General features: G+C 47.6%; 14 protein-coding genes. 4 read left to right on the top strand and 10 right to left on the bottom strand.

Features of this window, described 5'->3' with window-relative positions:
* Positions 1 to 175: 175 nt before the first annotated feature.
* The 3 genes from G358_RS0116035 (at position 176) to G358_RS0116025 (ending at position 2006) form a co-directional block, all read left to right on the top strand.
* A complete protein-coding gene (locus G358_RS0116035) occupies positions 176 to 646 on the top strand; it encodes a hypothetical protein (protein ID WP_157274391.1) in 471 nt (156 codons plus the stop codon).
* A 285-nt stretch (positions 647 to 931) separates the two neighbouring features.
* Complete coding sequence (locus G358_RS0116030) at positions 932 to 1513, top strand: thioredoxin family protein (protein WP_019638255.1); 582 nt, start codon at positions 932 to 934, stop codon at positions 1511 to 1513.
* Between the two features lie 4 nt (positions 1514 to 1517).
* Positions 1518 to 2006, top strand: coding sequence for a glutathione peroxidase (locus tag G358_RS0116025; RefSeq protein ID WP_019638254.1), 489 nt, complete (start codon positions 1518 to 1520; stop codon positions 2004 to 2006).
* 232 nt (positions 2007 to 2238) lie between these two features.
* Here the strand turns inward: G358_RS0116025 and pstA are convergent, their stop codons facing one another.
* From pstA to G358_RS0115995, 6 genes are all read right to left on the bottom strand, one after another.
* Positions 2239 to 3120 carry a phosphate ABC transporter permease PstA gene (pstA, locus tag G358_RS0116020; protein ID WP_019638253.1) on the bottom strand — a complete coding sequence of 294 codons (882 nt, stop codon included), beginning with the start codon at positions 3118 to 3120 and terminating at the stop codon, positions 2239 to 2241.
* On the bottom strand, positions 3117 to 4070 hold the full coding sequence (gene pstC, locus G358_RS0116015) for a phosphate ABC transporter permease subunit PstC (RefSeq protein WP_019638252.1): 954 nt from the start codon (positions 4068 to 4070) through the stop codon (positions 3117 to 3119). Before pstC ends, pstA begins: the two co-directional genes overlap by 4 nt.
* A gap of 93 nt (positions 4071 to 4163) precedes the next feature.
* Positions 4164 to 5024 (bottom strand): phosphate ABC transporter substrate-binding protein, encoded by an 861-nt coding sequence (locus G358_RS0116010; protein WP_019638251.1) that lies wholly within the window; start codon positions 5022 to 5024, stop codon positions 4164 to 4166.
* Positions 5025 to 5059: 35 nt separating this feature from the next.
* Positions 5060 to 6508 carry a stalk domain-containing protein gene (locus tag G358_RS0116005; protein WP_019638250.1) on the bottom strand — a complete coding sequence of 483 codons (1449 nt, stop codon included), beginning with the start codon at positions 6506 to 6508 and terminating at the stop codon, positions 5060 to 5062.
* Positions 6509 to 6652: 144 nt separating this feature from the next.
* Positions 6653 to 7321, bottom strand: coding sequence for a hypothetical protein (locus G358_RS31800; protein WP_019638249.1), 669 nt, complete (start codon positions 7319 to 7321; stop codon positions 6653 to 6655).
* The gene (locus tag G358_RS0115995; protein ID WP_019638248.1) at positions 7318 to 7662 is read right to left on the bottom strand and encodes a PadR family transcriptional regulator; all 345 of its coding nucleotides are present in this window, start codon (positions 7660 to 7662) and stop codon (positions 7318 to 7320) included. Before G358_RS0115995 ends, G358_RS31800 begins: the two co-directional genes overlap by 4 nt.
* 194 nt (positions 7663 to 7856) lie before the next feature.
* Here G358_RS0115995 and G358_RS0115990 point away from each other — a divergent pair, with 194 nt between their 5' ends.
* Positions 7857 to 8234 (top strand): PilZ domain-containing protein, encoded by a 378-nt coding sequence (locus tag G358_RS0115990; protein ID WP_019638247.1) that lies wholly within the window; start codon positions 7857 to 7859, stop codon positions 8232 to 8234.
* A 232-nt stretch (positions 8235 to 8466) separates the two neighbouring features.
* On the opposite strand, the gene G358_RS0115985 is transcribed toward G358_RS0115990, so the two are convergent.
* The 4 genes from G358_RS0115985 to G358_RS0115970 all read right to left on the bottom strand — a co-directional run bounded on the left by G358_RS0115985 (position 8467) and on the right by G358_RS0115970 (position 14205).
* Positions 8467 to 10902 carry a hypothetical protein gene (locus G358_RS0115985; RefSeq protein ID WP_019638246.1) on the bottom strand — a complete coding sequence of 812 codons (2436 nt, stop codon included), beginning with the start codon at positions 10900 to 10902 and terminating at the stop codon, positions 8467 to 8469.
* A gap of 31 nt (positions 10903 to 10933) precedes the next feature.
* Positions 10934 to 11773 (bottom strand): carbohydrate ABC transporter permease, encoded by an 840-nt coding sequence (locus tag G358_RS0115980; protein ID WP_019638245.1) that lies wholly within the window; start codon positions 11771 to 11773, stop codon positions 10934 to 10936.
* Positions 11773 to 12711: a carbohydrate ABC transporter permease gene (locus tag G358_RS0115975; protein WP_019638244.1), complete on the bottom strand. Its 939-nt coding sequence runs from the start codon at positions 12709 to 12711 to the stop codon at positions 11773 to 11775. Before G358_RS0115975 ends, G358_RS0115980 begins: the two co-directional genes overlap by 1 nt.
* Before the next feature lie 177 nt (positions 12712 to 12888).
* Positions 12889 to 14205, bottom strand: a complete 1317-nt coding sequence (locus tag G358_RS0115970) for an ABC transporter substrate-binding protein (protein ID WP_019638243.1) — start codon at positions 14203 to 14205, stop codon at positions 12889 to 12891.
* Positions 14206 to 14245 lie beyond the last annotated feature (40 nt).

Here is a 14245-nt window from a genome sequence, read left to right as displayed (position 1 = left end):
TACACGAGTGTTTGTATATGATTTTTCATATACAATCCCTGCATTGCGCGAGAACCATGAAAGCACCGAAATTTGAGTTAAAAAAACATTTCGACAAATTGTATGTAAAACATCCCATTTCTTCCGATATAAATTAAGTGTGCTTTTGAATGATCCATACATTATAAGGAGGAATATGATGCGTTACATTATTTATCCCACAGGCTTCACTAACCAGACCATTGAAGTCGCCACTTCTGGATTAGGAGGTAAAGCCAAGCTGTTTGTCAATAACCAGGAAGTCGTCAGCAAACGGAGGAAGCCTATGATCCTGCGGCGTGATGACGGGCAAGAAGTAGAAGCTATTTGGAAAAGGGATGCATTCGGACTAGATGTTCCTAATTTGATTATCGACGGAGCTTTAGTCCAAGTGACCAAGCCGCTGCCTGTCATCGCTAAGTTATGGTGCTTTCTTCCGTTGATACTGATCTTTATCGGCGGAGCGATCGGAGGCTTGATCGGCGTAATCGCCGCCGCAGCCAACACCAGCGTGTTTCGCTTATCCGCTAATATTATGGTGAAATTCATAATAACCCTATTGATTGACCTAGTTGCGCTGGGCCTTGTACTATTCCTGGCCGCAACCATTCGTACCTTGCTTACATAGCGACTCGTACCTTGCTTACATAGCAACTCGTACCTTGCTTACATAGCAACTCGTACCTTGCTTACATAGCGACCCGTACCTTGCTTACGCAGCGACTCGTACCTTACTTACATAGCTACTTTTTTCGACAAGATCGCCCTTTGATACATATACATGGCACTGTTTTCAGCCCTGCATCCATTATGAATATTGTTCAAAATGAAGTACAATAAAGACGTTGGACCGTTTAGTATTTCTGCTCATTATACGAATACTATCAAATCAAATTGATGAGGAGGAACGTACATGAGTTTCACGTTGGAGATTGGAGCAAAAGCTCCGGATTTTGAGCTTAAGGCAACAGATGGGGCGTTGTATTCCTTAGACAGCTTCGCCTCGGCCGAATATTTGATTGTCTTTTTTACGTGCAATCATTGTCCTTATGTCGTAGGCTCCGATGAAGTAACCAGGCAAACGGTGGAGAAATTCCAAGATAAAGGTGTAACCTTTGTTGGAATTAACGCTAACAGTGAAAATACACATCCTGACGATTCCTACGAACATATGATTCTCCGAATGGAAGAGCACCGCTTTCCTTGGGTATACCTCAGGGATATGGATCAAGACGCGGCCAAAGCTTATGGTGCACTGCGTACCCCTCACTTCTTTGTGTTTGATCAGCAGCGCCGTCTCGTTTATACGGGCCGCGGAGTGGACAACCCTCGGGATACGACGAAAATGACAACGAACGACCTTGAGAGAGCTCTTGCTGAACTCACCTCGGGCCAACCGGTTAGTGTGCCGCTGACGAATCCGATCGGCTGCAATGTAAAATGGGAAGGCCAGGACGCCCACTGGATGCCGGCGGAAGCCTGCGATTTGGTATAAAACAATGTCTCAGCTATATCAATTCAAAGTGCGGACGATTGACGGAGAGATTACAACACTTGAACAATACAAAGGAAAGGTTCTGCTGATCGTTAACACGGCCAGCGCCTGCGGACTAACACCGCATTATGAAGGCTTGCAGCAGCTTTATAGTACGTATAACGACCAGGGCCTGGCCGTTCTCGGATTTCCCTGCAACCAATTTGCCGGCCAAGAGCCGGGCACGGAAGAGGAAATTAAAGATTTCTGCAATTTAAACTATCACGTCACTTTTCCGCTGTTTGCCAAAATTGATGTCAAAGGGGATAACGCCCATCCGTTATACAGGTACTTGGTCGAACACGTCCCTGCGCCTTACCGCACCGGCGACATTGAATGGAACTTCGTCAAGTTCCTGATCGACCGCGAGGGCAATATTGTGAAACAATATAGCGCACGGACAGAACCGCTGGAGATAGAGGATGATATCCGGCAAGCCTTGGCCGAAGGATAATAATCCTTGCCAGGCTCCTGCAGTTTCAATAGAAGCGATAGGCACCGTCGTTATGAATAATAGCGATAAGAAAAACGTCTGTCGGCGTATTTTCTAGGAAGACCGCTATTATCGGTAGTTTTTGTTGCGATTATACAATTTCAGCTCCGCCGAAAACTTATTAATTCTATGATCTTAAACAATTCAAGGGTTGTCCCAAAGCATTCAACTGCTTGGACAGCCCTTGACTTGTTTATTTCCTGATTTTCCGATGGTTAAACCAGAGCGGAATACGAAAAACCAAATTAATAAATAGAACTACAAAAACGAGCACAGCCGCCGATTTATCCGCAATTTGACGAGCATCCTCAACAATTGCTTCAGACTGGACATACCATAAGTGCACAGCCAGCGTCTCTCCCGGCGAAAACAAGTTAAAATCCCACATTTCCCCCGATGTGCTAAGTCCTGCGGTCAGGAGAATCACCGCCGATTCCCCAAAGGCCCTTCCAGCGACAAGGCAGACACCCGTCACGATCGCCTGCATCGCTACAGGAATAACGACTGTTCGAATCGCTTGGTATTTTGTCGTGCCGAGCGCAAAGGCGGCATTCCGCAAATCGTTGGGAACCGCGCGTACCGCTTCTTCCGTTACACGGGTAAGCATAGGCAAATTCAAGAAGGCGAGGCTGACTGCCCCTCCTAAAATCGTCAGACCAATCCCAAAGTACTCCGCAAAAATAGCAAGACCAAGCATCCCGAACACGATCGACGGCACCGAGGACAGCGATTCTATGCAAATGCGAAGAAACTCGGTTACTTTATTGCTTGGAGCGTATTCAGCCATATAGATGCCTGCCCCGATACCGATCGGCAATGAAATGAGCAGTGACAAGGTCAAAATATAAAAAGAATTGAACAGCATCGGGCCGATGCCGCCTCCTGGATCGATCTCTTCGGGCAGTTTAACGAGAAATTCAAGCGTAATTTCAGGCAGCCCTTTGCTCAAAATCGTGAACAGCAGCCAGAAAATGAGCAAACAAATGAGCACTGCCAAGCTGTAGAAGCCAAAGGTTGCAAGACGATCCCACATTAAGACGCGTATACGCCTGCCGGCCAGTTTGGAATGATTCATGATGGCGCGCCCCCTTTCTTAGCAAGCACGCGAATGAGCAAAATTAACATTACGGAAATGAGCAGCAGCAAAAACGCCATCATATGTAAGGCATAGTTCCAGGTCGACTCAAACTCAACGTTCGATATTTGCATAACGATGTTGCTCGTTAATACCGATGCAGAAGCAAACAGCGATTTGGCCAGCTGCGGCGTATTGCCGATGACCATTACGACCGCCATAGTCTCTCCGATGGCGCGGGTCATCCCCAATATGACCGCCGAAACAATGCCCCTGCCCGCTGCAGGCACAATGACCCGAAATATGACCTGCAGCCGGGTTGAGCCGAGAGCGTAAGCTGCTTCGCGGTATTTTTTGGGGACTGCGGTGATCGCATCGTCGCTGATCCGGCAAATGGTAGGAAGAATCATAACGGTCAAGACGATCGCGGCGGCCAGCAGGCCGTCTCCCAGACCTTGCCCGCTCCATTCCCGAAGCAGGGGCAGCAGCACGGTTAAACCGAGATAGCCGTACACGATGGAGGGAATGCCTACCAATAGGTCAAGCACGGGACGAAACGCTGTTTTCAGCCGCACTGGGGCGATTTCCGCAATAAAAATAGCGAGCAGCACTGAAATCGGAACAGCGATTAATAAAGTCAATGCGGTTAAAGACAACGTATTGATAATAAACAGCGCCGCGCCAAACTTGCCTTCTTCCGGCGTCCAATCCAAAGACAGAAAAAATTCGCCGAAGGATACTTCCTGAAAAGTCAAAATTGCCGTCTTGCCGATGAAAAAAATAACGAGACCGAGTGTAAAGCATAGTGCGATAATGCTAAACAATAAATATTTATGGTAGAAGCTGCTGGCGAGCCGAGCCCTTTGCTGCCGCCGATTATGCTGCTTCGATAGTAACAAACCGGCCGCCTTTCCCTTCGGCGGGTCAGTAAGATCTGCTGACGTATTCACCCTGATTCCTCCCTATACAGCGGCCAGCCCCATATGCGGGGCTGGCCGGGTTTACGAATACATTAGGAATTTGATCGCTGATTCTTGCCCGAATTACTTCATAGCTGAAATCGGAATGAATTTTAACTTTTTCAGGGAGCCTTCCTGAAATTTCTTGCTTTGCACATATTCAATAAATTCCTTGGTCGCTCCTGTCGGCTTGCCGTTCGTCATGTAATATCCGTAGGACCAAATTTTATATTTTCCATTAATGACATTGTCTGTCGTCGCCTCAACGCCATTGAACTTGACCGCCTTAATATCGCCGCCCGTAATGTACGTCAGGTCAATGTAGCCGATAGAGTTTGGCGTCGTGGCTACTGCAGTCTTCATATCTCCGCTGGAGCCGACTTCCTTGTAATTTTTCTCTTTTTTGACGATATCGCCGCCATCAAGCGCTTTGGCCTGATAGTTTACGCGCGTTCCTGACCCAAACGAACGAGTAATGACGACAATATCTTCGTCTTCTCCGCCGACAGCCTTCCAATTCGTAATTTTTCCGGAAAAAATACCTTGCAGCTGCTCGGTCGTAAGGTTATCCACCTTCACGTTCTTATTCACTATCGTGGCAAACGGAATGACCGCCACCTTGTGGGCGACTTGGCCGTCAAAGGCCTTAAAGCCTGGCACATCCGTACTGGCATCCCAGTCGCATGCCCCGATTTCTGCAATCCCCTTTTTCACCGCCTGCGGTCCCGTCACGGAGCCTTTGCCTGAAGCGGCAATTTTTACTTTTGGATGCAGCTTCTGAAACTCCTTAGCCGCCTGCAGTGTCATCGGCAGCAAAGCAGTGGAGCCGTTGATCGTAACTTTTCCTTTGAGCTCATCTTTAGCCCAGACAGAACTCGTAACTGGGAATGAAACCAGAAGAGCTGATGCTATCGTTATGAGAGACAGCTTTTTAAATATATTCATGAGATGAAAATCCCCTTTCGCCATGCTTAATTGTATTATTGAGTTAAAGAAGTAACTTTTCCGTCTTGCACGAGAACGACCTTACCGTCCGCAATCAAGGCAACCGTACCGGAGGATGATACTGCAGCCTCGGTAATTTCCGCCTGTGAAGAATACAGCTCTTTCTTTATGCCAGTGGATGAGATTTCATACACTTTATATAGCCCATCCCCGATCGTTCCCACGACAATCAGCTTTCCATGCAGCAATCGGCTTTGAATTACATCGATATCCGCTGCCAAATCGGCCGTCTTCGCTCCATCTGCAGAGATCACTTTAAGTACGTTATTGCTGACAATGCCTTCAGGATCAGCACTGATGTATACGACCTTGCCATCCGGAAGAAGGGATAAATAAAGCTTGTTGTCGGCATCCTTGGTCCATTGAACAGCGGCAGCCTCTGAAGCGGTAAGATCTAATGAAAATACTTGCGTACCGGCTTTGGAATAATCGATTTGCAGAGATTCCTCTGTGCTGTCCTTGTCATTATCGGCCTTGCCCGTAATGTTTACGAAGTAAACGAGCTTCTTCCCATCCGCGGATACTTGAACTTCCGACTTATTTTCCACCTTATCGGCCAGCACTTCGGTAATTTTTCCAGTGTCTACGTTTATGTATGCAATTTTCTCCTGCTTATCTCCCTGGATAAAGTAGATGTTCTTGCCATCGGCCGACCACGTTAAATCCGTCTTTACGGAGGTGTCCTTACTCAATGGACCGGCATATCCGCTAGCCATATCGATCAGAAACAGCTTGCCGCTCTCATCGGTGAAGGCTCCTGTACGACCGTCCGGTGAAATGACCGCCCCGACAGCATTATCCTCAGACGTAATGGCGCTGTAACCGCCATGCACATTTAATTGAAGCAATACGGATACGTTTCCGTCTTCCTTATTTACGATGACATTTCCATTAGGATGAAAACGGGGATTGGCAAACTGCCCTGACAACCTGGCAACACTGAAAATTTCCTGGCTGCCGGTTAATATTTCTCCACCTAAGCCTTCAATAACCGCTTTGAGTTCTACATATAGTGTTCCGTCTGATTTGACTGGGGTGATCGTGAATTGATGTGAGGTGCCATCAAGCAAATAATTTTTGCTGTCGGCTTTTAATGTGAGGGTATGCTGGCCAGCGGCATCGGTAACGATCAAATCAGGGTTGCCCGATTTAACAGTTGCTCCAAGCGCATTCGCTACATCACGTAAAGCATATAATGTGGTTTGACCCGTTTGAATCGTTCTAACCGTTACTTTGCTTCCATCAATCGTTAATGCGGTATTTCCGGCTTTCACTTTGCTTGCTGTTGCCTTTACCTGAGCAGCAGATGTAAGAACCGCCGATTGATCGTCCGCTGCACTGGCAGTGCCGATCGCTAACGCTGATGCTGCGGATACTAACATTGCGGTAGAGAGGAACATTTTTATCACTTTGCTCTGCTTCATCGCATTCACCCTTTTCTTTTGCTAAATAGCTATGCCTTGATTGTCATACAAAATTGTTAAAGCAATTCTCGCGAATTGTAAAACTATGTAAAATCTAAACAAAAAAATCCCTCCATCCATAGATGAAGAGATGATTTGCTTCTATTATTTAAGCGCCCGATTGACAAGTTCCTGAATTACCTGCCACGATACGCTGTTCGTTTCACGCATCTCATATGTTACTTTGCCCATAGCCAATCCGCCGATTGCTGCCTGACCAACAGCAATTCCGCCGAGAGCGAACAGCCCGATTGCTATGCCTCCTAGGGCAGCCGTGCCAATCGCTATGCCTCCGGCAGCCAACAAAGCCGCAATGGCCAGACCGCCAAAGGAGCATAATCCTGCCGATACGCCTCCCATAGAAATCCCACCAAGCGCAACTCCGCCAAAGGAAATGCATCCGATCGATACATCACCTATCGCAATGATTCCCCGGGCCACTCCAAAACGGTGGCCGAACCTTCTTCTGGTCTTCACATGAATCCAAGGTATCCCAAACAAGGCCGCCTTAGACCGATACTCAAAATAAGGCGAATCTTCATACCGCGTATTTATAAATGCAGGAGCAGCGATATCCAAGTTATTCATGTATTCCATTGCCATTTCGGCTGGGCTTCCAAGACTGGAAATGATGTAATCCGCTTCTCCGGAAGATGCGTAGGCCATTCTTTCGTTCAGCGAGGCAATAAGATCTTCGCGAATTCTATGTTTGACTTCACGATCGGCCTGAATATGAAGCAGCACTTCATTAACATAATTATCGATTTTGTTCATAGCATATCTTCCCCCATCACCTGTTTAATGGAACTGAAGAACAGAGACATTTCCTCCCGCATTTCCGCGATTTTCCGCTGGCCGGAACTGGTGATGCGGTAATATTTCCTTCTAACGCCACGTTTGCCGTCATCCCGTTCCCAATAGCTCTCAATATAACCCGAATCCTCCAGCCGATATAGAACCGGGTACAGCGTCCCTTCCTTCATCTTGAAATATCCGTGGCTGCGAATATCGAGCTCAATGATTAACTGATAACCGTATAAGTCCGATCGGCTCAGCAAATGCAGCACGAGAATTTCCAGAACGCCCTTTTTCAACTGGCTGGCCGTATCGCTCATATCATCACCTTACTCTGCAAAGTATTTAGTATTGCTAAGTATATAATTACACTAAGCTCCCTCGATGTCAATAACTTCCTTTTCTTTATAATTGATTTTTTTTCAAGAGCTCATTAAAGACTCATTAAATATTTTAACAAACCCGATATAATAAATATAATCGGAAAATAATTCCTAATACGGAGGATGTAACAATGACAACACGAAGGACGGAACCCTTCCGTTATTCTATGGTAACCCCCTTGCTTTGCTGGATAGAAATTAGAGAAATTAACGAGGTTGCTGTGAATAGCAAATTAGCAGAAGTTGAGCTGATCGATATTAGCAAGTCGGGATGCCGAATCCAGACCAGGCTGGATCTTCGCGCGTCAACCCATCAGATTGCAGCTACAGTTCATGTACGGCTCAATGAGGATTTACATAAGTTCCCGGGCAGCATTCGCTGGCAGAAAGAGCATGAGAACGCCGTATTCCATTATGGCCTCTCGCTCGAACTGACTGATGAGATGAAAGAATGTCTCAACATCGAGCTGCGGTCCTTGGCTGCCGCCCGCCGGATTGTGGTGCTGTAATACATAAGTAATACATAAGTAATAAACGTCTATCGACATACATTCAAAGAAGACAGACCGCAATTAGCGGCACTTTTTCTTGCGAGATATAATGGGAGATAGGCTCCGCAACTTATATTTTTTATATCTTAGTAAAATAACCGCAGTCGCGGATCTGTGTTGATCTGCAGCTGCGGTTATTGTTAATTTTTGTTTTTGTTTAATAGACCAAAGCTGTAACCATACTGCCTATTCAACGTTCACTTTCACATACAGCTTCCAGCGCTGACAGCTTTCCGTCCCATAGACGCGCCTTCCTCAGTACTTCTCCCTGTTTCGCCTGAAGCACCAATCCTTCTTCCTGCATCACGTATTTCTTTGGATAAGCCGCATAACTAGTAATGATCCAGCTATCTTCATCCTTCGTCACATATCCGTTGACGCAGCGCAGTTGCCCTTGCGTATCACGATATAAATATGACGTTGTGCCAAATCCGAGCAAATACGCCACAAGCTCTTCCCCCATATCCCAATCGTCGCCTGTCGCATTGGAGAACAGGGAAGCAAATAACGGATCGCTTGCGTCCCGGAACACCGATTGTCCAAAGCGATCGCGGGACAGCGCAGGCATATTCAAATTCGGCGCAGCTACGCTGTACGTAGAAGCCGCTTCTCCAGGCTGCAGACGGCGCGGTGTAGATGCCACGTTCCAATCATAGCAATTAAAGACGGCCATAGCCGCGCGATAAGCCGCTTCTAAATATTGCGGATTGCCGAGATGCTCGTAAGCTACCCGGGAGGAGGCTGCTACGAGCCCTCCCCACAAGGAGTGGATCATATATGACAAAGCTTCCCACCAGCGATCTGGATTTTGGGCCCGATAGTCATTGCTGAAACCGATATTGGCAAGGATCAGCTGGCCGTACTGCTCCGCTTCATCCCGCAATCCAACGGAAAGCAGCGTCTCGCAAGTCGGTCCGAAACCGGCATTGTCATAGAAATGCTCCGTAATGGCTCCGGCAAACGGTGTCGTATGCCGCTTCAACTGCTCTCCGAATGATGTCCACAGCTTCGTCAGCCGCTGATGCCACTCCAGCATCCCGGCCGCATCTAAATCCCTAAGCAGATCGTCAATATATAATATAAGCACGCCGCTTAAGCCCGTTTCATCCTTCTCCCTCTGGCCTTGATGACAATCCGGATTCAACCGGACAGCCAGCACCTCCGCCGCCCATTCCAAATAATTTTCCGGCGTGTTCAGTTTCAGCAGCGAAGACTCAATGCGAGAGAGGAGGTAAAACACATGGGCGATATAGTCCAGGTCAAATATTCGGTAAAAGCTTCCATATAGCGAACGCGGCTTATAAAAATCGCCGTCCTCAAACCAGTGCTGCCTCATGTCCAGCACAGCGGAAGCTTCCGCCATGGCTACTTGCTCGGGCACCGGGGTCGTCAAGCTATTTTTCATGAGCAAAAAAGTGAGCTTCCCCAGTGATTCCCCCTGATTAGACAGCGGCAAAAATGCATGTGCCCGCCCCATTTTCCCCTCGGCGTCATAGTTTTTGCTGCACAGCCATTCTGCTCGCTTCTCCAAAATATGATCGACCGGTTCCAGTACGTTCCATACGAGTACGTCTTTGCGTCCGTCTTTGAGCAGCAGCTCGAGTTTATGCTCGCCGGGCTCCGTTCGCTGCAAGGCGGCGCGGTACAAGCGGCCATTCTGTTCATCCGGCACGAAATGGGCCGTAATCTCCTCTACATGAACCGTATCGTACTGAGGCTGGGCAGTGAGCAATCTCACCCGCTCCACCTCGAGGCCCTGCGGGAGCTCCAGCTCCGCTTGAAATAATCCGCCTGAAGTCAGCACGGGCGTATACGTCCAGCTTGGATGTCCATGCCGAAATGCCTGATGATAGAAATCGTCCTGACTGTCGCAAGCTTTGAATACATACTCCCACTGCTCGCGCTGCCCGGCTTCCAGGATGAGCGGACGATATTCCTCACCATAAATCCAATCCGCAGCCGCCGATTCCGGCATCGAACTGCCATCCTCGACGAGCGATAATCGATGGAACAGCAGACCATCAAGCGATGGCGACACCTGCTCCAGAAAACGGTTCTCATATCGGCAAAATGTACCAAAAGCCGCAGTGCGGCCCTTTTTTCCATAAATGCCGAGATGAGGCGCCTCGTTACTGCGCCGAATCGCCGCGAATTTGGAGAAGTCCCCACCCATATGAGCGAATACGGCACACGATTGCTTTATATTGCGCAGTACATTCTCATCGCGAAACATCACATAAGCTAACGAAAACCAAACGTGAAACCCGTCGATCCGCAGCGGTTCGCCCGTCCGGTTATCGACCCCGATATTCCAGCGAAGCTGCTCCTCTTCGAGCCGATAGGTCAGTGTGACCGTTAACCCTTCTGCATCAAAAGAGATTTCGGCACTGTGATCATCGTCTGTTCTAATGGCTGGAGTTAAACTCCAGCTTTCTATATTATGCCCGTTTACAACGGCTGTCCACTCTCCGAATAGCTTATCTTCATCGTCATAACCGACCTCCGCCAAATATTCTGGATCAACGACCCAGTTCATGGCGTTTGGATCGTCCTTCATCAACAGAGACTTTACCGTTCCACGCTCTGTAAAGACAAGCTTAAACTTTGGATTATTCAGTATGTTCATTTGGCTCCACCCCATAGTATTGTTATCTTTATCATTTTTTGACTCCGCTGAGCGAGATGCCCCCGAGAATAAGATTTTGCGTAAAATAAAACAACGTGGCCGGGAACAGAACCGACAAGCAGGATACCGCCATCAGCTTCTCGTATTCGATATTAAATGCATTTTTAAACAAGTTAATACCGAGCGGAAGCGTGTACATGCTCTGGTCATTAATAAAGATGAGCGGTGTTAGAAATTCGTTCCAGCACCAGACGAAATGGAATACGCCAATGACGACCACGATCGGGCGGCACAACGGAAGAATGATGCTCCAGTAAATTTGCCAACGGTTACACCCATCGATCTCAGCCGCTTCGTCCAAATCGCGTGGCACCCCCATAATGAACTGCCGGGCTAAGAAGATAAAAAACGCAGAGCCGAACGCCCCCGGCAAAATCATGGGCCACAGCGTGTTAATAAGCCCCATCTTGTTATATTGGATATATAACGGAATAGCCGTCACATCCCAAGGAATCACCATCGTACCGATAACGAAAAGAAACAGGGCGTTTCTGCCCCAGAAATTGATCCGGGCAAATCCGAATGCGACCATCGTAGCGGACAGCATGGCAAACGGAGTTGATACAGCCACAACGATCAGCGTGTTCAGCAAAAATCGTCCAAACGGCTGGGCATTCCAAGCATCGGCAAAGTTATGCCACTGCCAATTCGTCGGAATGAGCTCCGGCTTGGCTGTAAAAATGTCCTCCGGCGCTTTTACTGCGGTGGACAGCATCCAGGCGATCGGAAAGAGGAATGCTCCGGCACAAATCACGATTAACGCCAGTACCAAAATCGTGTGGAGCGGTTTTTTGGTCCCTATGGCATGCATTAACGTCCACCTCCGTCGTCTTCGTAATGAACCCAGTATTTGGACGACGCTAGCACTAAGCCGGTCAGAAGCACAATCAACACAAACATCACCCAAGCCATAGCGGAAGCATACCCCATTTTAAAATGAGTGAATGCATTGCGATACACATGCAAGGAGTAGAAATACGTCGATTGCGCCGGCCCGCCGCCCGTCAGCACGAATGCAAGTACAATCGTCTGGAACGCCGAAATCAGGCTCGTTAAAATATTGAATAAAATCGTTGGCGTAATGAGCGGAATCGTAATGTTGAAAAATTTACGGACCGGCCCAGCACCGTCGATGTCCGCCGCTTCATAATATTCTGCAGATACAGAGCGTAGCGCTGACAGATACAGCACCATTGGCGAGCCGACGCCCCATAGAGCAATGAATATGAGCGCGTACAATGCAACTTTCGGGTCAGTCAGAAAGTGTATGCGCGGAAGTCCGACGAGCTCAAGCATGTAATTGACGGGTCCGAAATCGTCGTTCAGCATCCAGCTAAAAATTAGAGCCAGCGTTACCCCTTGAATTAAAGAGGGCAAATAAAAGATCGACCTGAAAAATTTAATGCCGTACGTGGCCCGGTTCAGCAGAACAGCGATTAAAACAGCAAATATAACTTGGAGCGGAACCATAATAAATACATATTTAAATGTCACGATCATCGATTTAAAATAGAATGGATCACTCGTGAACATATGGATATAATTTTCAACGCCGATAAACTTCGGACTGCCGACCATATTCCATTCCGTGAAGCTGATCCCCAACGAAAAAACCATAGGTCCGAACATCAGCAGAAGAAAGCCGACTAGCCACGGCGAGATAAAAAATAAACCCGCCGCATTTTCACGAAGCCGTTTCCGCCTGAAGGAACGTTTCAATACAGTCTGATCCGCGCTGGATTGTGCCATGTTGTCATCACCTCAATTCGAGGAGTTGGGGAAGCTGTACAGCCTTTTACCTATGAGCGAATAAGCTTGTATGGCCTTTTAAATCTATTAAGCCCTGCACCCAATAAGCGAATAAACCAGCAGGCCTGTAAGCTTCCCCTCCTTCCATTTCTTTAAATCTTACTATGGCTTAAAACGTTATTTTAAGACCGCTTGAGCCTGCTTGGCCGCATCGTCCAAGGTACTCTTAATGTCGGCATTATTATAGAAGATCGCCTGTACCCCTGCGCGAATCATATCCTCCGCCTCGCTCCAGCTCTCATTTCGCATACCGGCAATCAGCTTATCACTGCCCTCTAGTTCTTTAGCGAACGCTTCCAAATACGGATCACTGGCATATCCATTTTCTTCGTCTACAGAAATAACGGGAGAGAAGGCAAACTTATTTGCGGTAATAATTTTGATTCCTTCCTCGCCCGACATAAACTTGATCAGTTCCCAAGCCGCTTCCTTGTTCTTACCGGACTTCGGCATGGAGTAGCCTGACGTATGGATAATGCCTTTCAAGCTGCCGCCCTCTGGAAGCGGATGAGTTACTGTGCCAATATCCAGCTTGCCTTCTTTCAGAATATCTCCAAGCGGCCACATTCCGTTGTCAAACATTGCAATTTGTCCTGTAAGGAACGATTCCAAGCCGTTATTCGTACTAAATTTTCCGGCTGAATTGATTTTGGAAGAGGCGTCATACAACTGCTTCAGGAACGTCATTGTTTCTATATTCTCAGCACTGTTCAGCACGCCTTCGACCGTTTTCCCGTCGTCGCTCACCATGTCCCCGCCATTGCTCCATACATATGGCTGCATCGTCATGACATCATCCGGGGTCATAATGAATCCGTATTGTCCAGGTTTCGTCAGCTTCTGAACGGTATCGACAAACTCATCCCACTTCCAGCCGTCCTGCGGATACGGGACTCCGGCTTCATCAAACAGACTTTTGTTATAATAAATCGCCCGTGTAGAGTACGTTGTCGGAAGTCCCCACAGTTTCTCATCATATTTCATATAATCCATTAAAATCGGATAGTACTTGCCAAGATCATAGCTGTCTTTATCTACCCAAGTCTGCATATCTTCCAGAGCTCCGCCCGGCACATAAAGCGGATAATTCCAAGCCATGAACACATCCGGAGCGGTACCCGACGCAAGTGATGTCAACAGCTTCTGGTCATAGTTATCCGGTACAGATTCAACTTTGACTTTAATGTCAGGGTGTTTCTCCATAAAAGCGTTAATTGCATTCTGGTAAGGCTGAAGCGTCTGTCCGGAATCCCAGGTCATAAAACGGAGTGTAACCTCGTTTCCTTGAGCACCCTTATTTCCGCCATTAGCCGCCCCTTCCGGATTGTCACCGCTTTCATTTTTAGCGCCACAGGCGGACAACAAACCGAGACACATCACTGTTATGAGAGATAGAATAAGCCACTTCTTATTTTTACCTTTGCTCCTGCTCATTTGCACATTGACCCCTCCTAATATGTGTAGTTATTTATGT

It is taken from the genome of Paenibacillus fonticola DSM 21315, from assembly GCF_000381905.1.
GTDB lineage: Bacteria > Bacillota > Bacilli > Paenibacillales > Paenibacillaceae > Fontibacillus > Fontibacillus fonticola.
This window is presented reverse-complemented; position numbering and strand designations above follow the sequence as displayed.

What these genes read in the sequence shown, in the direction of transcription:
- G358_RS31800 (WP_019638249.1), bottom strand. Translation starts at nt 7,321, where the DNA reads ATGAACAAAATCGATAATTATGTTAATGAAGTGCTGCTTCATATTCAG.
- G358_RS0116035 (WP_157274391.1), top strand. Translation starts at nt 176, where the DNA reads ATGATGCGTTACATTATTTATCCCACAGGCTTCACTAACCAGACCATT.
- pstA (WP_019638253.1), bottom strand. Translation starts at nt 3,120, where the DNA reads ATGAATCATTCCAAACTGGCCGGCAGGCGTATACGCGTCTTAATGTGG.
- G358_RS0115980 (WP_019638245.1), bottom strand. Translation starts at nt 11,773, where the DNA reads ATGCATGCCATAGGGACCAAAAAACCGCTCCACACGATTTTGGTACTG.
- G358_RS0115970 (WP_019638243.1), bottom strand. Translation starts at nt 14,205, where the DNA reads ATGAGCAGGAGCAAAGGTAAAAATAAGAAGTGGCTTATTCTATCTCTC.
- G358_RS0116030 (WP_019638255.1), top strand. Translation starts at nt 932, where the DNA reads ATGAGTTTCACGTTGGAGATTGGAGCAAAAGCTCCGGATTTTGAGCTT.
- G358_RS0116025 (WP_019638254.1), top strand. Translation starts at nt 1,518, where the DNA reads ATGTCTCAGCTATATCAATTCAAAGTGCGGACGATTGACGGAGAGATT.
- G358_RS0115975 (WP_019638244.1), bottom strand. Translation starts at nt 12,711, where the DNA reads ATGGCACAATCCAGCGCGGATCAGACTGTATTGAAACGTTCCTTCAGG.
- G358_RS0115995 (WP_019638248.1), bottom strand. Translation starts at nt 7,662, where the DNA reads ATGAGCGATACGGCCAGCCAGTTGAAAAAGGGCGTTCTGGAAATTCTC.
- G358_RS0115990 (WP_019638247.1), top strand. Translation starts at nt 7,857, where the DNA reads ATGACAACACGAAGGACGGAACCCTTCCGTTATTCTATGGTAACCCCC.
- G358_RS0116010 (WP_019638251.1), bottom strand. Translation starts at nt 5,024, where the DNA reads ATGAATATATTTAAAAAGCTGTCTCTCATAACGATAGCATCAGCTCTT.
- G358_RS0115985 (WP_019638246.1), bottom strand. Translation starts at nt 10,902, where the DNA reads ATGAACATACTGAATAATCCAAAGTTTAAGCTTGTCTTTACAGAGCGT.
- G358_RS0116005 (WP_019638250.1), bottom strand. Translation starts at nt 6,508, where the DNA reads ATGAAGCAGAGCAAAGTGATAAAAATGTTCCTCTCTACCGCAATGTTA.